The sequence below is a fragment of the Caballeronia sp. LZ003 genome (assembly GCF_031451465.1).
GTDB lineage: Bacteria > Pseudomonadota > Gammaproteobacteria > Burkholderiales > Burkholderiaceae > Caballeronia.
This window is the reverse complement of sequence record NZ_JARUXJ010000004.1, coordinates 1,431,586-1,451,488: the sequence shown is the minus strand read 5'-3', so window position 1 is coordinate 1,451,488 and position 19,903 is coordinate 1,431,586. Positions and strand designations below refer to the sequence as shown.

The window sequence follows — 19,903 nt, the reverse complement described above, 5'->3', positions numbered from 1 at the left end:
TAGGTAGGGTTTCTTCGCACTGCAAGGACGTTCGACAAAAATCGTGCGAACGCAGCATGCGCGCGCCCGCCGTTTCGGCAAGCGCGCCGGTCATCCCGCTCGCGCAAAGCGGCATCGACGCAAAACAATTCAAGCTGGCGCGCTTCATTGCCGTAAACCCGGACTTCCGCCGTAGTCATACGGCTCATTCGTTAGTTCGGGTTCTTGAGAAATGTTTGCAAAGATCAAGGTTTCATCCGGTTTGCTCGCCGTGCTGGTGGTGTTTTGCCTATTCCAACTGGTCACCGAAGGGCTTGGCTTCTGGTCGCTTTCGCGCACGCATGACGATGTGGGCAACCTGTCCGATATCGCGCTCAAGCAAGTCAACGCGGTCAATAAGACCACGCAGCATCTGATGGATGCGCGCATCAACCTGTCTCGCGCCGGCACGCGCATGGTGCGCGGCGGCACGGAGCCGGTCGAGATCGTGCAGCACGCGCGTGAGCAGATCGCGCAGGCGGACAAGTCGTTCGCGGCCTTCCTCGACGCGCCGAAGACCGGCGATGAGAACAAGGAGCGCATGGCCGCGCTTCAGGCCAAATACGCAGAGTATTCGAAGGCGCTCGGCGAGCTCGTCCAGTATCTGGATGCGGGCAACATTCAGGCGTTCCTCGATCAGCCGACACAGGGCTTTCAGGATCGCTATCTCGCCGAACAGCAGAACTTCGTCAACTTCGGCAATGCGGCGAGCAGTGCGTATCTCGAATCGATCGATACGCGCTACGCCTGGTTCCGCGCGGTCGGCATCGCCATTTTCGTGGCGCTGGTCGCGGGTGTCGCGGCGGTGCATTTTGCGCTGCGCCGTGGCGTGATCGCGCCGCTGGAAGAAGCGGGACGCCATTTCGAGCGCATTGCGCAAGGCCGCCTCGACGAACGTATCGCGGATCGCGGCAGCAATGAAATCGGCAGGCTCTTCGCGGGACTCGCGACGATGCAAGCAAGCGTCGCCACGACGGTAAAGACGGTGCGCGAGACGTCCGATTCGATCAACTTGGGCGCCGATGAAATCGCGAGCGGCAACGCCGATCTGTCCGCGCGCACGGAGAATCAGGCGGCATCGCTCGAGGAAACGGCGTCGAGCATGGAAGAATTGACGGCGACGGTGCGTCAGAACGCCGAGCACGCGCGCGAGGCCAACACGCTGGCGGGCGTGGCGCTCGAAGCGACTTCGCGCGGTTCCGGCGTGGTGGATGACGTCGTGGAGAAGATGCGCGGCATCGCGAAAAGCTCGGACAAGATCGCGGAAATCATCTCGGTCATCGACGGCATCGCGTTTCAGACCAACATCCTCGCGCTGAACGCGGCCGTCGAAGCGGCGCGCGCCGGTGAGCAAGGGCGCGGGTTTGCAGTCGTCGCGGGCGAAGTGCGCGGCCTCGCGCAACGCTCGGCGCAATCGGCGAAGGAAATCAAGGAACTGATCGGCGAATCGGTCGCGCAGGTCAGCGACGGCTCGACGCTGGTCGAACGCGCGGGCACGGCGATGCGCGAGGTATCGACCTCGATTTCACGCGTCACGCAGATGATGGCGGAGATCAGCGCGTCGTCGCTGGAGCAGAGCGTGGGAATCGAGCAGGTGAACCAGGCCGTGACGCAAATGGACGAGATGACTCAGCAGAACGCCGCGCTCGTGGAGCAGGCCGCGGCTGCCGCGCAGTCGCTCCATGAACAGACGCGGCAGTTGAAGGATGCGGTTTCGGTGTTTCAGGTGGCTTGACGAGTGGATGACTTCGGCGTCTGTCGGGCGCCTGAATTTTCACGGCCCTGACGCTTTCGCTCGTCGAATGCGCAGGGCGGCTATCGATTGCAGCCGTAAGCAATGCCGTGATGCGAAGGCGATCCAACCGCTCAATCCGGCAACGCCGCGTATGCCGTCGCCAAATGATACGGCGTGGTCGAAGGCATCTCCGACCTTGTGATCGCGCCGTCAGCCGAGCGGCACTCGATCCACCCGCGCGCATGTAGGAACCGTGCGCCGAAGCGTTCGATCTGTTCGCCGACGGCTTCGCCGCGCGTTGCCAGCGCGCGTAGATATTCGGTTTGCGCCCAGATGCGCTGCGTGCCGTCGATCACGCGTCCCGCTTCGTCCAGCGCGGCGCTCACGCCGCCAGTCGACTTGTCGACGCCATGTTCCCGCGCGAAGTCGAACGCCCGTTCGAGCCGCGCGTTCAGTCCCGCCGCCTCGAATGCGGGATGGCCGCTGCCGATTGCCAGGAAATACCACTCGAATTGATGTCCCGGCTCCAGGCGATTGCCCGGCGCGCCAATCGGCAATTCGGCGATACTGCCGGTCGCCTCGTGCACGAACGTGCGCGCGACCGATTGCGCCAGCACGGCGAGCCGCTCGTCGAAAGCGATGTTGCCCGTGGCATCGCGCGCGGCGAGCCACGCTTCGCTCAAATGCATGAGCGGATTTTGCAGCGGACCTTCGAGCATCGCGCCGAAGTCTTCGCTGTACGCGGCGTTCAGCAAGCCGCCATCGCTACCCGCGAACTTCGTTTCGATGAGCCGCGCGGTTTCATCGAGCAAGGCGAATGCGTCCGCCGATCCGCTCTTTTGCGCGAAATGCGCGCACGCATACGCCACGAACGCGTGCGTATAAAGGTCCTTCTGGCGCTCGTAGGGCGCGCCGTTTGCATCGACGCTATAGAACCATCCGCCGTTTTGCTTGTCCTGAAAATAGTGTCGCAACGATTCGAACAACACCGACGCGTGCGCGAGATCGCCTGCATCCGTGAAAGCGAACAACTGACGGGCGCATGCCATCGCGCGATAACGCTTGGGTGGCAACGGCGCGTGATCGTCGGGCGTAACGGCTTCGAATGGCAGGTGAAGCGCTGTGTTGAAGCCGGGACCGCGCCAAATGGGCAGCACGATGCTCGTGTAGTGTTCGCGCAATGAAGTGCCGTTTGAGTGCTGTTGCTGCATAAGACAAGTTCCAGCCTGATGGTTCGGAAGAGATGAGCCCTTTGAAAACGGCTCGGCACAGCCGGATAAGCATAGCAAAAGCGCTCCGGCAGGAGACCGGCCACGACGACAGGAGGTCAAAGATGTTGGGCAACGTAGAACTCGTTTCACGACTCATCATGGCCGCGGCGCTCGGCAGCGTGATCGGTTTCGAGCGCGAACGGCTTTCATGGGCGGCGGGCTTGCGCACGCACATGCTGGTGTGCGTTGGCTCCGCGCTCATCATGATCGTGTCTGCCTACGGTTTCGAAGAGGCGCTCAAGGCGGACCACGTCGTGCTCGATCCATCGCGGATCGCGGCGCAGGTCGTGTCCGGCATCGGCTTTCTCGGCGCGGGATCCATTCTGCTGCGCGGCGAGATCGTGCGCGGGCTGACCACCGCCGCGAGCTTGTGGTCGGTCGCCGCCATCGGGCTGGCGGTAGGCGGCGGGCTGTACACGGCATCGATCGCGGCGACGGCCATCATCCTCGTCATTCTGGCGGGACTCAAACCGCTGGAGCGGCGCTTCATCAGCGTCAAGCAGCAGCGGCAATTGACGATGCTGGTCGATCGCGGCTCGCTGTCCTTTCACGGCCTGCACGAAGCGCTCGGGCCAGGCAGCGTGCGCGTGAAGCAGTTCGTCGTGCAGCAAAGCGACGAATCGCCGGAACTCGATGAAGTGCAGGTCGTGCTTTCGCGGCTTTCGACGCAGGAATATCGGTCGATTTGCGAGCGGCTCAAGCATCTGAGCGTGGTGCGGGAATTCCACGAAGAGGATGGAAGCTGACGGCATCGCCCGCGCGACGCAAGACATGCACGAACACGATGTGGGATAAGCCGCCGCGCCGTGCGACAATGCCGCCTCTCGAAAATCATTGCCGAACCGCATGTGCGCGTTTCGCGCCGGTTGTCCCGGTCACCGCCTTTCGACCTATGCCAGATCCTGCTGTTAAGCGTCACCGCCATACCTTCGATACACCCGCCGACGCCGTCGCTCCTCTCACGCGACCGCGCCGTGGCCGCGCCGCCGAGGCGTCATCGGCCGACAGCGCCGACACCGAAAAGAAACTCGCGCGCGCCGTGCGTTCGGCGCAGCGTCTTGCCCAGTTGAGCGCAACGCAGCGCTGCGCGGGCGAGACGCTCGATCTCTTCGCCGAAGACGCCGAGCGCGCCAACCTTCAGGCGCTGAACACCGACATTCGCCAGGGCACGTTCGAAGGCTTCGAACTGCCGGACGTGTTTTTGGCGGCGGTGCAATCGAATGGCGCATTGGCCGTGAACAAGCGGACGGCGCCGCGTTCGGAAGCCGCGCCGCATCCGGCATCGGTTCAGGACGAGCTTCTCGTTGTGGCCGAAGGCGATGAAACCGACGCTGCGCCGCCAACTCATGCGCCAGGCGAACTTGCTGCATCGATCGACTCGCATTCCGCGGATATCGTCGCAGGTTCATTGAGCGCCGCGCTCGTTGATGCACGCATTGGGCTAGAGGACGCGTCCTTCGACCCGGTGCTGGATCGCGCACGCGTGACGGCGTTCACCGACACAATCGACGCGTTACGCGCCGTGATCTCGGAGCAGCGCGGATCGACTGCCGCGCACGCCCGCCGCATGAAGACGCTGCTGACGATCATCGTGTGCGTCACGCTGCTGACGGTGGCGACCGGCGTCGTGCAAACGGTCGTGCTGATGCGTATGGGTCGCGACACCACGTTGCAGCAGGAGCGCATGGAGCAACTCATGCTCAATCAGCAGGCGACACTTGCTTCTCTCTTCGATGCGCATTCCGAAACCGCCGCCATTAACGGCCCTACGAATAGAACGATGGCGCCTACGGTCCACTCGCAACGTCACACGCGCTGATTCCCGCCAAAAACTGTTACTTTGACGCGACATTCCGTCTCAAGACGGACTGTCGCGTAATTTTTTCCGTCACTTTCTGCGTGCTTGCTGGAAGGCCGTCTCCGAGCTGTCCCCGTTTTCGCGAGAAACAGTCACACTAAAGAATGTAGAAAAACTACCAATTTGTTCGGTCGTAAATGTTGCATTGCACTAGGAATAGCTAAGGGCAAACCCTATAATCGGTCCTAAAACCCTCTTATCACCAACCGGAGTTTGACATGAGCTACCTCTTCGCCTTGCTGCAAAAATTCGCTTCGCTGTTCGAATCGCCGCACCTGCCGATGGACAGCGACTACTCGTATCAAGCGCGTTTCCGTGAATCCGAGCGTCAACGCAAGTCACGCGGTACCGCTTTCGGCGTTCGTCTGTAATGCGTAACTAATGGCGGTGCGGGACAACCACAACTAGCAATGCGAGACGGCCTGACGCCGTAGACCCCGCCCGCCGATTAGTCTTAAGTTTGTAGTTTTTCTAGCAGATTCCCTCTAACTTTCCGCCTTTAAGATCGCCCCGACCGAGCAATTTGGCCGCACGATCATCCTTCTTCCCCGCATCTGCATTGCAAACGCGCGAACACTTGTTCTTGCGCGACACGCGCAATTCGCCGAATCTTGGCCATTCGACGCCAAAAAATCCTTGCGTCACAAGGGCTTACCCGCGCCCGTCCAGAATCCTCCTTATTCCATTGTCGTATTTCGACATGCAGTTGTCGCAAATAGTCGGCTAGCGATACTTTTTTCTGGCAACTATGTATGCACAGCGCGGACGCACGTCCGCCACGCTATGGAGATTTCGATGAATTCCCCAAAGGTAGTAGTCGAAGGGCTATGCAAGGTGTTCGGCAACAGCCCCAAGCAGGCGATCGACATGCTCGCCGGCGGCGCGACGAAAGAAGAAGTCTTTGCGCGCACCGGGCAGATCGTCGGCGTACATAACGTTTCCTTCGACGTCAAGGAAGGCGAGATCTTCGTGCTCATGGGCCTTTCCGGTTCCGGCAAATCGACGCTGATCCGTTTGATCAACCGTCTCGTCGATCCCACCGCCGGCAAGGTGCTGATCGATGGCCGCGACGTGGCGGCCGTGCCGCGCTCGGAACTCACGGCGCTGCGCCGCAAGGACATGAGCATGGTGTTTCAGTCCTTCGCGCTGATGCCGCAGCGCACCGTGCTTTCGAACGCCGCATTCGGTCTGGAAGTCGCGGGCGTCGGCAAGAAGGAACGCGAGAAGCGCGCGATGACCGTGCTCGAACAAGTCGGCCTTGCATCGTTCGCGCAGAAGTTGCCAGCGCAACTATCGGGCGGGATGCAGCAGCGCGTGGGGCTTGCGCGGGCGCTGGCGGTGAATCCCTCGCTGATGATCATGGACGAAGCGTTCTCCGCGCTCGATCCGCTCAAACGCAAGGAAATGCAGAACGTCCTGCTCGACTTGCAACGCGAGCAGCAGCGCACGATTCTCTTTGTCTCGCACGATCTCGAAGAAGCCATGCGTATCGGCACGCGCATCGCGATCATGGAAGGCGGCCGCGTGGTGCAGATCGGCACGCCGCAGGAAATCATCCAGAACCCCGCCGACGACTACGTGCAAGCGTTCTTCGACGGCATCGATACCAGCCGCTATCTAACCGCCGGCGACCTCATGCAGACCGATGTCGTGCCGCTCATGAAGCATTCGCCGCAGATCGACGCATCGAGCGTGGCGGAGACGCTCAACGGCAGCGCGGACTATGCGTTCGTGCTTGACGGCGAGCGGCGCATTCGCGGTTTCGTCGGCCGCGATTCGAACGGCAATCCAGTGCCGCAGATCAATCACATCGAGTGTATCGAGCGCAACATGACGCTCGATGACGTCGTGCACCGCGTGGTCGCGAGTCCCGCGCCGCTGCCGGTGGTCGACGCCGAGGGTTTCTATTGCGGTTCGGTCAACAAGTCGAACGTCCTGAAGGTCTTAACCCGCCATCGAGGTTCCCATGTCTGAAATCATTCCGCTCGGTAGCTGGGTCGATCACGGCGTCCATTACCTGCTCGACCACGACGCCAAGACGTTCGATTCAATCGGCAAGGTCATCGAGAGCTTCGCCGCTTTCATCGAACACAGCCTGCAGGCCGTCCCGATGTGGGCGCTCATGGCCATCTTCGTCGGCATCGGCTTGTGGCGCGTGGGCTGGCGCTTTGCCGCCTTCACGTTGCTCTCGCTGTTGCTGATCTACGCGACCGGCTTCTGGGATCAGATGGTCATCACGCTCGGTCTCACACTCTCGTCGACCTTCATCAGCCTGTTGCTCGGAATTCCGCTCGGTATCTGGACGGGGAAGAGCAAGGTCGTGGAGATGGCCGTTCGTCCCGTGCTCGACTTGATGCAGACGATGCCCGCCTTCGTGTATCTGATTCCCGCCGCGATGCTGTTCGGCCTCGGCCGCGTGCCCGGCATTCTTTCGACCGTGATCTTCGCGATGCCGCCCGCCGTCCGTCTTACGTCGCTCGGTATCAAGCACGTGAACCGCGAGATCGTGGAAGCGGGTCAGGCGTTCGGCTGCACGCCGTGGCAACTGCTCTACAAGGTGCAGATTCCCAACGCGCTGCCTTCGATCATGACAGGCGTGAACCAGACGATCATGATGGCGCTGTCGATGGTCATCATCGCGTCGATGGTGGGTGCGGGCGGTCTCGGCAACGACGTGCTCGCGAGCATTCAGCGTCTGGATATCGGCCTCGGCTTCGAGAGCGGCTTGTCCGTCGTGTTGCTGGCGATCATTCTGGACCGTATCACCGAGAGCTTCGGCCGTTCGCCCGGCATGGCGCGCGCCCCGCTTCTTTCGGGCATTCGCAGCGTCATGAAGGTGCGCCGCGCACCGGCCGCGCAACAAGGCTGATGCACTCATGAAACGCGACGCGCTCGTTCCGGCTGCCTCGGAATCGCCGTTGTCCAACCTCGCGCACTTCGGCTTCCTCACGCTGCCGAATTTCTCGATGATCGCGTTCACGAGCGCGGTCGAAGTGCTGCGCATGGCCAACTACGTCGGCCGCGCGCAGCACTACACGTGGTCGGTCATCACACCGGATGGCGAGCCTGCTCGAGCAAGCAATGGCATCACCGTGAAGCCGACCACGACGCTCGACGAAGCCGGCATGCCCGATGTGCTCATCGTCTGCGCGGGCTGGCACGTGACGGATCACGTGGACGATACGATCATCGAGCTATTGCAGCGCGTGCACGAAGCGGGCGTTCCGCTCGGCGGCATTTGCACCGGGCCTTATGCGTTGCTCGCGGCCAAGCTGCTCGACGGCTATCGCTGCACCGTGCACTGGGAAGACATGTCGCCGCTCAACAAGCGCTTCCCGCATGTGCGTTTTGCCGATGAGCTCTTCGTGATCGACCGCGACCGCATGACTTGCACGGGTGGCACGGCGCCGCTCGATCTCATGCTCAATCTCGTGAGCTTGCGGCTTGGCCAGGCGCATGCGTCGCAAGTGTCGGAGCAGTTCATCGTCGAACGCATTCGCTCTTCGACGGACTATCAGCACATTCCCGTCGATGCGCGCGTCGGCTTCTCGCGTGCCGAACTCGTCGAAGTGGTGCGCCTGATGGAAGCGAATATCGAAGAGCCGCTTTCGCTCGAAGAACTCGCGCGGCTCGTGCATCTGTCGCAACGACACTTGCAACGCATGTTCAAGATGTTCCTCAACGTATCGCCGACGCATTACTACTTGACGCTTCGCTTGCGGCGCGCACGCGAGTTGTTGCGCAACACGGATGCATCGATTGCACGCGTCACCAGCATCTGCGGATTCCATTCGCCTTGTCATTTCAGCAAGGCGTATCGCGCGCAATTCGGGCACGCGCCGAGTGTGGAGCGGCGTCTGTCTGCTTGACCTAATCGACATCGTTCTGGCTTCGCGCGTTCTTCATGGACCGCGCGTGAGCCTCTCATCGTCAATTGAAAACAGCAACGGGAGATAAGGCATGAATCGTTCGTGGATCGCATCGTTTGCTTTCGCGGTAACTTGCGCTGCGAATGCGGCAGAACCCGCTGCATGTAAGAACGTGCGTTTCGCCGATGTCGGATGGACCGACATTGCCGCGACCACCGGGCTTGCATCGACGGTCCTGCAGGGACTTGGTTATAGCCCGACGAAAACGATCGCATCGGTGCCGATCACCTTCGCTGGCGTGAAGAGCAAGCAGATCGACGTGTTCCTCGGCTACTGGTCGCCGACCATGGATCCGATGATCGATTCGTTCAAAAAAGCGAATCAGGTGAAGGTGCTGCCGACGCCGAATCTCATCGGTGCAAAGTACACGCTCGCGGTGCCGGAATACGCGTACAACGGCGGCATCAAGACGTTCAGCGATATCGCGAAGAACTACGACGAGCTCGACGGCAAGATCTATGGTATCGAGCCGGGCAACGACGGTAACGCGCTCATCAAGAAGATGATCGACAGCAATCAGTACGGGCTCGGAAAGTTCAAGCTGGTTGAATCGAGCGAGGCGGGGATGCTTGTCGAAGTGAATCGCGCCATTCGCGACAAGAAGCCGATAGTGTTTCTGGGCTGGGAACCGCATCCCATGAACGTCCAGATGAAGATCGATTATCTCTCGGGCGGCGACGATGTCTTCGGCCCCAACTACGGTGAAGCGCGCGTGCTGACCGTGACGCCGACCGATTACGACACACGTTGCCCGAATGTCGCGAAGTTCGTATCGAACCTGCGGTTCACGACGGACATTGAGAATCACGTCATGCTGCCGATCGTGAACAAAACCGACGCCAACAAGGCCGCGCGCGAGTGGTTGAAGCAGAATCCCGCGGTGCTCGATAAATGGCTCGCAGGTGTCAAAACCTTCGATGGCAAGGACGGGTTGCCGGCGGTGAAGGCTTATGTCGCCGGCAACTGAAGGTCAGGTGCGATAGTCCGTCTTGCCGCCCTCGATCATGCGCAAGGCGGCTTGCCATTGCAGCGCGATGATCCCTTCCGACTCGTCCCTGCGATACTGCGCGGCAGTCGTTTCGCAAACCTTCTGCGAAGGCAGATTCAGCTCGCCGCCGCCCGCGAGCGCACGCAATTGAATCTCGCAGGCGCGTTCGAGGAAATACATCTCCTGAAACGCCGAGGGAATCGACGGGCCGCAAGTGAGCAGCCCGTGATTGCGCAAGATCATCGCGTTATGCAGGCCGAGATCGTTGACGAGCCGGTCACGTTCCGCGAGATCGAGCGCAATGCCTTCATAGTCATGGTAAGCAATGTGCCCGTAGTACTTGAGCGCATGCTGGCTGATCGGCAAAAGCCCTTGTTTCTGCGCCGATACCGCCGCGCCCGCCGCCGTATGCGTATGCACGACGCACACGACATCGTGACGCGCCATATGAATGGCCGAGTGAATGGTGAAGCCCGCCGGATTGACGAGAAACCGCTCCGGATAATCCCGCGCCGCCGGATCCACCGCGCGTCCTTCGCTATCGATCAACACGAGGTCCGACGCGCGCATCTCGTCGAAGAGCACGCCGTATTTGTTGATGAGGAAGTGATGCTCCGGCCCCGGCACGCGCGCACTGATGTGCGTGAAGATCATGTCGGTCCAGCGAAAATGCGCAATCACGCGGTAGAGCGCCGCCAGATCGCAACGCAGCGCCCATTCTTCCTTCGAATAACCGTGGTTCTCCATGCCGTTCCTCCTTGGGTTGTAAGCCGCGGATAACGTGGATAGATCGTGTTAGATCGCCTGTGCGCGGCCCGGGAAAGTCTCGTCGTAGTCCAGCGTCTGATTCTCTTCTTCGGCGTTGCCAGAGCCGCCTTGTTCACGATACATCATCGGCGGAAGACCGTATTGCTTGCGGAATTCGCGGCCGAGATGCGAGGCATCGGAAAAGCCGCAACTCGATGCAATATCCGCTACCGTCTTGTCCGAACTCGTGAGCAGCCACGCCGCCGTGCGCAAACGCACTTGCTTTGCGTAGGCTTGCGGCGCCTTGCCGGTTTCCGCCTTGAACAGACGTTCAAGCTGACGCGTTGAAAGGTCAAGCTTGTGCGCGAGTTCGTCGAGCGTGAGCGAGCGTCCCACGTGCTGTTCCATCAGCAGAATGGCGCGCTTGACCTTGGGATGCGTCGCCGGCGCAAGTCCCGGCGGATGCGGCTGCGGCGCGTTGCCCTTCTGCATGTCGTCGACGAGGAGAATGCGCAATGCCTTTTGCACCGTCGCGGTCTCGAAGTGACGCAGCAGGATGGCCGCCGCGACATCGATGGATGCGCGTCCGCCCGAACACGTAATGCGCCGCCTGTCGATCACGAAGAGCCGGTCCGCCACGAGCGCCTGCTCATCGACGTGCGGAAAGCGTTCGACGAAATCCCAGTAGTGAAACCAGCTCACGCAGATTCGATGCCCTTCCAGCACGCCCGCACGCATCAGCGAGAAAACGCCCGTGCACATGCCGACGATGGTTGCATCGAGCGCGGCGGCGCGGCGGATGAACTGCAAGGTGGCATCGCTTGCGGAGGGCCCCGAGTGCAAGAGACCGCCGACCACGACGACGTAATCGAAGTGCTCGGCCTGATCGAAAGTCTCCCACGGCGTGATCTGGATGCCGCAGCTTGCGCGCACGGGTGCGAGCGTCTCGCCAATCACGCTCCACGAACAGCGCACGGGGCGGCTGAAATCGCCTTCATCGGCGGAAAGGCGCAAGAGATCGACGAAACCGGAGAACGCGGTCAGCGTGAAGTTCGGCAACAGCACGATGCCGAAGCGAATACGCGATTTGGATTGACCGTCGATGGAAAGCGGCGGAAGCGATTCTGCGGGGTTCATGCGCGTGAAGTGCGGCGGCCTGGAAGTATGCCGCGAGCATATCACTCGTGCGTGGAGCACGGGCGCATGGTCAGAAATGAGAAGGGCCGCAATACGGCGGCCCTGAAGGAAGACTAGTTGCCCAGCACGGCGATGGCCCAGGCGAACGCCGAGCCGACGAGTGCGCCGGTGGTTCGACCGAGCAGGCTTGCGACGGTGTAGTCGGCCCAGCGCTGTTCGACTTCGGCCTTCAATACGCCGAAGTAACGCAAGGCGGGATCGACGCAACACGCGATCATCAACGCGGCCCAGGTGGGCGCTTCGCGCGTGAGAACGTGTTCGGGAGAAATGATGTCGATGGCCTGAAGCAAGCCGACCACCGCGGCGCCGATAATGAAAGCAAGAGTCCAGGATTTGAAGAACTGATCGGGAAGAGCAGAGCTTTGCATGGATACAGAAGACGAAGGAACAACAGAGAAACGAGCGACGCGTCAAGCTTGAAGGGTGGCCGCTCACGGACCTAGGGAATATACCGAGACGTCCTCTTTCGGCCCGTAGGATCAGTCTCAAAAATCCCGCGATCTGCAACGAAGCTGCGCAAAAACGCGCCAACCTCGAAATGCTCTGCTACCGCCGCGTTCGCGTGGCGGACTCATGCGGCGACTTTCGATCAAACGTCATGAACCTTGGTAAATCCGTCATCGGGGCGAGCGTTCCCGCGCGCTGACGCCGCCATCCCATTTCGATGCCGCTTTTGTTCTATCGGACGGATTTGCGGTTTGGTGCAATGAGCACAGTCGCGAAAGGTGGGCAAGCGGCCCATGATCCAACCAGGAATGCACATGAACGTCAGCGTTTTCGATCTGTTCAAGATCGGCATCGGTCCTTCCAGCTCGCATACCGTCGGGCCGATGATCGCGGCGTGCCGCTTCGCCTCGCACATCGAGGACGCGAATCTGCTTGGCTTCGTCACGCGGGTGCGCGCTGAACTGTTCGGCTCGCTCGGCGCCACCGGCAAGGGCCACGGCACCGACAAGGCCGTGCTGCTCGGCCTGGAAGGCAATCTGCCCGATCTGATCGATCCCGACCTGATCGCGCCGCGCCTCAAAGAAATTCGCGAAACGAAGCGCCTGATGTTGCTCGGCAAGCATGCGGTCGCGTTCGAAGAGCGCGAACACATCGGCTTTTATCGCAAGCTGATGCCGGGCGCGCCGGGATCGAGCATCGTGCATCCGAACGGCATGCGCTTTCAGGCGTTCGACGAGAACGGCCAGCTGCTCGTCGAGAAAGAATACTTCTCGGTCGGCGGCGGTTTCGTCGTGAATCGCGAAGGCGATCGCGTCAACGGACTGCGCGCGGGCGGCAGCGTGCCGTATCCGTTTCGCACCGGCGACGATCTCATGCGCGTGTGCAAGGAGACAGGTCTGTCTATCGCCGAGATCACGCTGCAGAACGAATGCGCGAATCGCAGCGAACAGGAAGTGCGCGAGGGCATGCTCGCCGTGTGGCGCGTAATGGCGGCATGCGTCGAGCGCGGCTGCAAGGAGCGCGGCGAGTTGCCGGGACCGATGCACGTCAAGCGTCGCGCGGCGGATCTTTCGTCGCAACTGCGCTTTCGTTCCGAAGAGTCGTTGCGCGATCCGCTTTCGATGCTCGACTGGGTCAACCTCTATGCAATGGCCGTCAACGAAGAGAACGCGGCGGGCGGCCGCGTCGTCACCGCGCCGACCAATGGCGCAGCGGGCGTGATCCCCGCCGTGCTGCACTACTACGTGAAGTTCATGCACGGCTCGAACGACGATGGCATCGTGCGCTTCCTTCTTACGGCAGCCGCCATCGGCATCATCTACAAGGAAACGGCTTCGATCTCGGGTGCCGAAGTGGGCTGCCAGGGCGAAGTGGGCGTGGCCTGCTCGATGGCCGCCGCCGCGCTGGCATCGGTCATGGGTGGCACGCCCGCGCAAGTCGAAAACGCCGCCGAAATCGGCATGGAACATAACCTTGGCATGACCTGCGACCCGGTGGGCGGCCTCGTGCAGATTCCCTGCATCGAGCGCAACGCGATGGGCGCGATCAAGGCCATCAATGCCGCGCGCATGGCGATGAAGGGCGACGGCCAGCATTACGTCTCGCTCGATTCGGTCATCAAGACCATGCGAGAAACCGGTGCCGATATGAAAACGAAATACAAGGAGACGTCGCGCGGCGGACTGGCCGTCAACGTCATCGAATGCTGAATTCAGTACGTCACGAAGGAAAGGAAACACCATGACCCGCTATTCGATCTTCAGCCTCTTGCGCAACGGCATGTCGTATCACGAGAACTGGGAGCGCCAGTGGCGAAGCCCCGAGCCCAAGCGCGAATACGACGTGGTGATCGTCGGCGGCGGCGGGCATGGTCTTGCGACGGCGTATTACCTTGCGAAGGAACACGGCATCACGAATGTCGCGATTCTGGAGAAGGGATGGATAGGCGGCGGCAATACCGCGCGCAATACGACGATCGTGCGCTCGAACTATCTGTGGGACGAATCTGCGGCTTTATACGAAAAGGCAATGAAGCTGTGGGAAGGCCTTTCGCAAGACCTCAACTACAACGTCATGTTCAGCCAGCGCGGCGTGATGAATCTCGCGCATACGCTGCAGGACGTGCGCGATACCGAACGCCGCGTGAACGCCAACCGTCTCAATGGCGTCGATGCCGAGTTCCTCACGCCCGCGCAGATCAAGGAAATCGAACCGACTATCAATCTCAATAGCCGCTATCCGGTGCTGGGTGCGTCGATTCAACGGCGCGGCGGCGTCGCGCGTCACGATGCCGTGGCGTGGGGCTTCGCGCGCGGCGCGGATCAGGCGGGCGTGGACATCATCCAGAACTGTCAGGTCACGGGAATTCGGCGCGACGGCAGCCGAGTCACGGGCGTCGATACCACCAAGGGTTTCATCAAGGCGAAGAAGGTCGCGGTGGTCGCGGCGGGCAATACGACATCGCTTGCGGATATGGCCGGCGTGCGTCTGCCGCTCGAAAGCCATCCGCTGCAGGCGCTCGTGTCCGAGCCCATCAAGCCGGTAGTCAACACGGTCGTCATGTCGAACGCGGTGCACGCTTACATCAGCCAGTCCGACAAGGGCGATCTCGTGATCGGCGCGGGCGTCGATCAATACACGGGCTTCGGGCAGCGCGGCAGTTTTCAGATTATCGAAGGCACGCTGGAGGCTATCGTCGAAATGTTCCCGGTGTTCTCGCGCGTGCGCATGAATCGCCAGTGGGGCGGCATTGTCGATGTCTCGCCGGATGCTTGCCCGATCATCAGCAAGACGGATGTGAAGGGCCTCTATTTCAATTGCGGCTGGGGCACGGGCGGCTTCAAGGCGACGCCGGGCTCGGGCTGGGCGTACGCGCACACCATCGCGAAAGACGAGCCGCATGCGCTGAATGCGCCGTTCTCGCTGGAGCGCTTCTACACGGGTCATCTGATCGACGAACACGGCGCGGCTGCCGTGGCGCACTAATTGCACTTTAGGGAGTTAGGAACATGTTGCTGATCGAATGCCCCTGGTGCGGCCCGCGCGCCGAAAGCGAATTTTCCTGCGGCGGCGAAGCGGATATCGCGCGCCCGCTCGAAACGGACAAGCTCACCGACAAGGAATGGGGCGATTACCTCTTCATGCGCAAGAACTCGCGCGGCAAGCATCGCGAACAATGGATGCATGCGCAAGGCTGCCGTCGCTGGTTCAAGGCGCAGCGCGATACGGTTTCATACGAGATTCAGGGCTACGAGACGTTCGACCGTCCGCTTGCCGTGATGGACACGAATAACGGAGGCACGTCGAAATGAGCCAGAAAGACCGACTCGGCGCGGGTGGACGCATCAACCGCGCGATTGCGTTGACGTTCACCTTCAACGGCAAGACGTATCAGGGTTTTCAAGGCGATACGCTCGCCTCCGCGCTGCTCGCCAACGGCCAGCATTTCGTTGCGCGTAGCTGGAAGTATCACCGGCCCCGCGGCATCGTCACGGCAGGTGTGGAAGAGCCGAATGCCGTCGTGCAGCTCGAAACCGGCGCGTACACGGTGCCCAATGCGCGTGCCACCGAAATTGAGCTGTATCAGGGACTCGTCGCGACGAGTGTGAATGCGAAGCCGAGCATCGAGAACGATCGCATGGCCGTGAATCAGAAGATCGCGCGCTTCATTCCAGCGGGCTTCTACTACAAGACCTTCATGTGGCCGCGCAAATTCTGGCCGAAGTACGAAGAAGTGATTCGCGATGCAGCGGGTCTCGGCAAGGCGCCCGAGCAACGCGACGCGGATCGTTACGACAAGTGCTTCGCGCATTGCGACGTGCTCGTGGTCGGCGGCGGTCCTTCGGGACTCGCGGCGGCGCATGCGGCGGGTTTGTCGGGCGCGCGCGTTATTCTCGTCGACGATCAAAGCGAACTCGGCGGCTCGTTGCTCTCGTGCCGCGCGGAGATCGATGGCAAGCCCGCGCTGCAATGGGTGCAGAAGATCGAAGCCGAACTGCGCAAAATGCCCGACGTGAAGGTACTTTCGCGCAGCACGGCGTTCGGCTATCAGGATCACAACCTCGTGACCATCACGCAGCGTCTGACCGAGCATCTGCCGGTGTCGTTGCGCAAGGGCACGCGTGAACTGCTGTGGAAGGTGCGCGCCAAGCGCGTGATTCTCGCGACGGGCGCGCACGAGCGGCCTATCGTGTTCGGCAACAACGATTTGCCGGGCGTGATGATGGCTTCCGCCATATCGACGTATCTGCATCGCTATGCGGTGTTGCCGGGACGTCGCGCGGTCGTGTTCACCAACAACGATGACGCGTATCAGTGCGCGCTCGATCTGAAGGCGGCCGGCGCGGACGTCACGGTCGTCGATCCGCGGCCGGCGGAAACGAAAGGCGCGTTGCCTGCTGCCGCGCGTCGCTATGGCGTGCGCGTCATCAACGATGCGGTCATCACGGCGGCGCACGGCAAGCTGCGCGTGTCGTCAGTGGAAGTCGCGGCTTATGCGAAGGGGCAAGTCGGCGCGAAGCAGTCCGACCTGCAATGCGACCTCGTGGCGATGTCGGGCGGCTGGAGTCCCGTGTTGCATCTCTTCGCGCAATCGGGCGGCAAGGCGCACTGGCACGAGGATAAAGCCTGCTTCGTCCCCGGCAAGGCCATGCAACTGGAAAGCAGCGTGGGCGCGTGCGCGGGCGAGTTCTCGCTGGCGCGCGGCATCCGCTTCGCACTCGATGCGGGCGCCGACGCAGCGCGCGCGGCAGGGCTTATCGTCGCGCGGCCGAATCCGGTGCAAGTGGCCGAGATCACGGAAGCGCCGTTGTTGCCGTTGTGGCTCGTCGGTGGACGCGAACTCGCGACGCGCGGCCCCAAGCAGTTCATCGACTTCCAGAACGACGTCTCTGCTGCCGACATCTTTCTCGCGGCGCGTGAAGGCTTCGAATCGGTCGAGCACGTGAAGCGTTATACGGCGATGGGCTTCGGCACCGATCAAGGCAAGCTCGGCAACATCAACGGCATGGCGATTCTCGCGCAAGCTCTGAACAAGACGATTCCCGAGACCGGCACGACGACCTTCCGCCCGAACTACACGCCGGTTTCATTCGGCACGTTCGCGGGCCGCGAACTGGGCGAGTTTCTCGATCCGGTGCGCAAGACGGCGGTTCACGAATGGCACGTTCAGAACGGCGCCGCGTTCGAGGATGTCGGCAACTGGAAGCGTCCCTGGTACTACCCGAAGGCGGGCGAGGATATGTACGCGGCAGTCGCGCGCGAATCGCTCGCAGTGCGCGAAAGCGTCGGCATTCTCGATGCATCGACGCTCGGCAAGATCGACATTCAAGGCCCGGATGCGGCTCAGTTGCTGAACTGGGTCTATACGAATCCGTGGAGCAAGCTCGAAGTCGGCAAGTGCCGCTACGGTCTCATGCTCGACGAAAACGGCATGATCTTCGACGACGGCGTGACCGTGCGCCTGGCCGACCAGCATTACATGATGACGACCACCACGGGCGGCGCGGCGCGCGTACTCACGTGGCTCGAACGCTGGCTGCAAACCGAATGGCCCGACATGCGCGTGCGGCTTGCCTCCGTGACGGATCACTGGGCCACGTTCGCGGTCGTGGGACCGAACAGCCGCAAGGTGCTGCAAAAGGTGTGTCACGACATCGACTTCGCGAATGCCGCGTTCCCGTTCATGAGCTATCGCGAGGGCACGGTGGCGGGTGCATCGGCGCGTGTGATGCGCATCAGCTTCTCGGGCGAACTCGCGTATGAAGTGAACGTGCCGGCCAATGTCGGACGCGCGGTGTGGGAAGCCATCATGGAAGCGGGCGCGGAATTCGACATCACGCCCTACGGCACCGAAACCATGCACGTGGTGCGTGCGGAGAAGGGCTACATCATCGTCGGCCAGGATACGGACGGCTCGATGACGCCTTACGACCTCGGCATGGGCGGGCTAGTCGCGAAGTCGAAGGACTTCATCGGCAAGCGTTCGCTCACGCGTTCGGACACCGCCAAGCCGGGACGCAAGCAGTTCGTCGGTCTGCTCTCGGACGATCCTTCGTTTGTCATTCCGGAAGGCTCGCAGATCGTCGCGGGTCCGTTCCAGGGCGACTCGGCGCCAATGCTCGGTCATGTCACATCGAGCTATTTCAGCCCTATTTTGAAGCGCTCGATTGCGCTTGCCGTGGTGAAGGGCGGTCTCGACAAGATCGGCGAGGCGGTCACCATTCCGCTTTCGAGCGGCAAGCAGATCAACGCAAAAATCACCAGTTCGGTGTTCTACGACAGCGAAGGAGCACGTCAGCATGTGGAATGAAACCAGAGGTTCCTCGACGGTCGTCGATCGCGTCACGGTTGGACAAGGGGTGTGGCAGGAGTCACCGCTCGTCGGCGCGGATGCGTTGCTGAAGGCACATCAGGCGGGCTCGCCGAAAGCGTTTCGTCTTTCCGAGCGGCCGTTTCTCCAACTCGTCAACGTGCGTGGCGATACGCGCGATGCGGCCTTCGTGCAGGCCGTGCAAAGCGTGATTGGCTGCGCGCCGCCCGACAAACCGAACACCACCGCGCGCGGCAATGGCTACGACATGCTGTGGCTCGGCCCCGATGAATGGCTCGTGCGCTCACTGACCGCGCACGATGCCGCACGCCCCGCGCCGCTCGAAGCGAAGTTGCGCGACGCGTTCAAGGGCGCGTTCGCGGCAGCGGTGGATATCGGCAGCGGTTATACGGTGCTCGAAATCGATGGGCCGCGCACGCGCGATGTCCTTTCACGCGGATGCCCGCTCGACCTGCATCCGAAAGTATTCGGCGAAGGCCAGTGCGCGCAGAGTCATTACTTCAAGGCTTCGCTCACGCTCGTGCCGTTGGGCGGTGACCGCTTCGAACTGATCATCCGCCGCAGCTTCGCGGACTACTTCGTGAAGATCATGCTCGATGCCGCCGAGCCCTTGCTCGCATGAAGCCGTTCGAACTGCTTGCCATGGGCGGACAGGGCTGGCGCGTCGTCGTCGATGAACTGATGGTGACGACGCGCGTCGGCTTGTACGAACATGAGCATCGTGCGCCGCAGCCGGTTGCTATCGATGCAAGCCTGCGCTATCGAAGCACGCCGCATGAATCGACGGATGGTCTTATCGATTACGAAGCGTGGTGCGATCGCGTGAGTGCGTTTCTCGAAACGAAGCCGCATACGCGTTTGCTCGAAACGCTCGCGATGGAAATCGCCGCGTTCTCCTTCGATGAATGGCCCGCGCTCGACGGTCTCACGCTCGCGTTGCATAAGCCCAAGATTCGTGAAGGCACGCGCCGTCTTGCGTTGGAACTCGACTGGCGTCGTGCCGATTTCGACGCGTGGCGCGCACAGAACGCAGCCGCGCTTCAAGCTTCCTGACCTTCACGACGATGACTTCATCGCGCGACACGGCGGCGTTGCTTTCCGAGCGCGCGGTCAAGGAGCGCGATGCGAACGCGGCGCTCGCGCTTCTCGAACGCAGCATTGCGTTGAAGCATCGGCGGATTGCGTTGATTCGCTATCTGCATGCGCAGTATCTCGACGCGCCGCTCGATGCGCGTCACCACGAGTACGTGAAGAACATCGCTGCAAGGCTCAGCGTGGATGCGCTCATGCGTATTGCCGCGGCGGCGCGCGCACGCTATGACGCATGACGCGTACGTTCCATCCCGATGACGCGAATCTTCTATGTTGCGGATTTATGTCGG

General features: G+C 61.5%; 19 protein-coding genes. 15 read left to right on the top strand and 4 right to left on the bottom strand.

Annotated elements, in window-relative coordinates; translation table 11 throughout:
* Window positions 1-211: 211 nt before the first annotated feature.
* Window positions 212-1,753: a methyl-accepting chemotaxis protein gene (locus QCE79_RS30410; protein WP_309850265.1), complete on the top strand. Its 1,542-nt coding sequence runs from the start codon at window positions 212-214 to the stop codon at window positions 1,751-1,753.
* 131 nt (window positions 1,754-1,884) lie between these two features.
* On the opposite strand, the gene QCE79_RS30405 is transcribed toward QCE79_RS30410, so the two are convergent.
* Complete coding sequence (locus QCE79_RS30405) at window positions 1,885-2,964, bottom strand: AGE family epimerase/isomerase (protein ID WP_250493033.1); 1,080 nt, start codon at window positions 2,962-2,964, stop codon at window positions 1,885-1,887.
* 122 nt (window positions 2,965-3,086) lie between these two features.
* Between QCE79_RS30405 and QCE79_RS30400 the strand changes: the two genes are divergently transcribed.
* The 7 genes from QCE79_RS30400 to QCE79_RS30370 all read left to right on the top strand — a co-directional run bounded on the left by QCE79_RS30400 (window position 3,087) and on the right by QCE79_RS30370 (window position 9,778).
* On the top strand, window positions 3,087-3,770 hold the full coding sequence (locus tag QCE79_RS30400; RefSeq protein ID WP_244829012.1) for an MgtC/SapB family protein: 684 nt from the start codon (window positions 3,087-3,089) through the stop codon (window positions 3,768-3,770).
* A 146-nt stretch (window positions 3,771-3,916) separates the two neighbouring features.
* Complete coding sequence (locus QCE79_RS30395) at window positions 3,917-4,843, top strand: hypothetical protein (RefSeq protein WP_309850259.1); 927 nt, start codon at window positions 3,917-3,919, stop codon at window positions 4,841-4,843.
* Between the two features lie 257 nt (window positions 4,844-5,100).
* Window positions 5,101-5,253: a hypothetical protein gene (locus tag QCE79_RS30390; RefSeq protein WP_250466395.1), complete on the top strand. Its 153-nt coding sequence runs from the start codon at window positions 5,101-5,103 to the stop codon at window positions 5,251-5,253.
* 424 nt (window positions 5,254-5,677) lie between these two features.
* Window positions 5,678-6,856 carry a glycine betaine/L-proline ABC transporter ATP-binding protein gene (locus tag QCE79_RS30385; RefSeq protein WP_250466396.1) on the top strand — a complete coding sequence of 393 codons (1,179 nt, stop codon included), beginning with the start codon at window positions 5,678-5,680 and terminating at the stop codon, window positions 6,854-6,856.
* Window positions 6,849-7,751 (top strand): choline ABC transporter permease subunit, encoded by a 903-nt coding sequence (choW, locus tag QCE79_RS30380; protein ID WP_309850253.1) that lies wholly within the window; start codon window positions 6,849-6,851, stop codon window positions 7,749-7,751. Before QCE79_RS30385 ends, choW begins: the two co-directional genes overlap by 8 nt.
* Window positions 7,752-7,758: 7 nt before the next feature.
* A complete protein-coding gene (locus tag QCE79_RS30375) occupies window positions 7,759-8,751 on the top strand; it encodes a GlxA family transcriptional regulator (RefSeq protein ID WP_250466398.1) in 993 nt (330 codons plus the stop codon).
* A 91-nt stretch (window positions 8,752-8,842) separates the two neighbouring features.
* Entirely contained in the window at window positions 8,843-9,778 is a 936-nt protein-coding gene (locus tag QCE79_RS30370; protein WP_309850249.1) for a choline ABC transporter substrate-binding protein, read from the top strand.
* 3 nt (window positions 9,779-9,781) lie between these two features.
* Here QCE79_RS30370 and QCE79_RS30365 read toward each other — a convergent pair whose 3' ends face one another.
* From QCE79_RS30365 to QCE79_RS30355, 3 genes are all read right to left on the bottom strand, one after another.
* Window positions 9,782-10,546 carry a class II aldolase/adducin family protein gene (locus QCE79_RS30365; protein ID WP_250466401.1) on the bottom strand — a complete coding sequence of 255 codons (765 nt, stop codon included), beginning with the start codon at window positions 10,544-10,546 and terminating at the stop codon, window positions 9,782-9,784.
* 48 nt (window positions 10,547-10,594) lie between these two features.
* Window positions 10,595-11,683 (bottom strand): GlxA family transcriptional regulator, encoded by a 1,089-nt coding sequence (locus QCE79_RS30360; protein WP_244829020.1) that lies wholly within the window; start codon window positions 11,681-11,683, stop codon window positions 10,595-10,597.
* A 113-nt stretch (window positions 11,684-11,796) separates the two neighbouring features.
* Window positions 11,797-12,111, bottom strand: coding sequence for a hypothetical protein (locus tag QCE79_RS30355; RefSeq protein ID WP_309850247.1), 315 nt, complete (start codon window positions 12,109-12,111; stop codon window positions 11,797-11,799).
* 393 nt (window positions 12,112-12,504) lie between these two features.
* On the opposite strand from QCE79_RS30355, the gene QCE79_RS30350 reads away from it, so the two are divergent.
* The 7 genes from QCE79_RS30350 to QCE79_RS30320 are packed head-to-tail and all read left to right on the top strand — an operon-like array spanning window position 12,505 to window position 19,849.
* The gene (locus QCE79_RS30350; protein ID WP_250509767.1) at window positions 12,505-13,899 is read left to right on the top strand and encodes an L-serine ammonia-lyase; all 1,395 of its coding nucleotides are present in this window, start codon (window positions 12,505-12,507) and stop codon (window positions 13,897-13,899) included.
* 31 nt (window positions 13,900-13,930) lie between these two features.
* Complete coding sequence (locus QCE79_RS30345) at window positions 13,931-15,175, top strand: sarcosine oxidase subunit beta family protein (protein WP_309850246.1); 1,245 nt, start codon at window positions 13,931-13,933, stop codon at window positions 15,173-15,175.
* Between the two features lie 23 nt (window positions 15,176-15,198).
* Entirely contained in the window at window positions 15,199-15,501 is a 303-nt protein-coding gene (locus QCE79_RS30340) for a sarcosine oxidase subunit delta (RefSeq protein WP_244829024.1), read from the top strand.
* A complete protein-coding gene (locus tag QCE79_RS30335) occupies window positions 15,498-18,500 on the top strand; it encodes a sarcosine oxidase subunit alpha family protein (protein WP_309850243.1) in 3,003 nt (1,000 codons plus the stop codon). Before QCE79_RS30340 ends, QCE79_RS30335 begins: the two co-directional genes overlap by 4 nt.
* The gene (locus QCE79_RS30330; RefSeq protein WP_250466411.1) at window positions 18,490-19,143 is read left to right on the top strand and encodes a sarcosine oxidase subunit gamma; all 654 of its coding nucleotides are present in this window, start codon (window positions 18,490-18,492) and stop codon (window positions 19,141-19,143) included. The genes QCE79_RS30335 and QCE79_RS30330 overlap by 11 nt, the downstream gene beginning before the upstream one ends.
* A complete protein-coding gene (locus QCE79_RS30325; RefSeq protein WP_309850241.1) occupies window positions 19,140-19,574 on the top strand; it encodes a dihydroneopterin aldolase in 435 nt (144 codons plus the stop codon). The genes QCE79_RS30330 and QCE79_RS30325 overlap by 4 nt, the downstream gene beginning before the upstream one ends.
* An 11-nt stretch (window positions 19,575-19,585) precedes the next feature.
* Window positions 19,586-19,849: a hypothetical protein gene (locus QCE79_RS30320; RefSeq protein WP_309850239.1), complete on the top strand. Its 264-nt coding sequence runs from the start codon at window positions 19,586-19,588 to the stop codon at window positions 19,847-19,849.
* The last annotated feature ends 54 nt before the right edge of the window (window positions 19,850-19,903 follow it).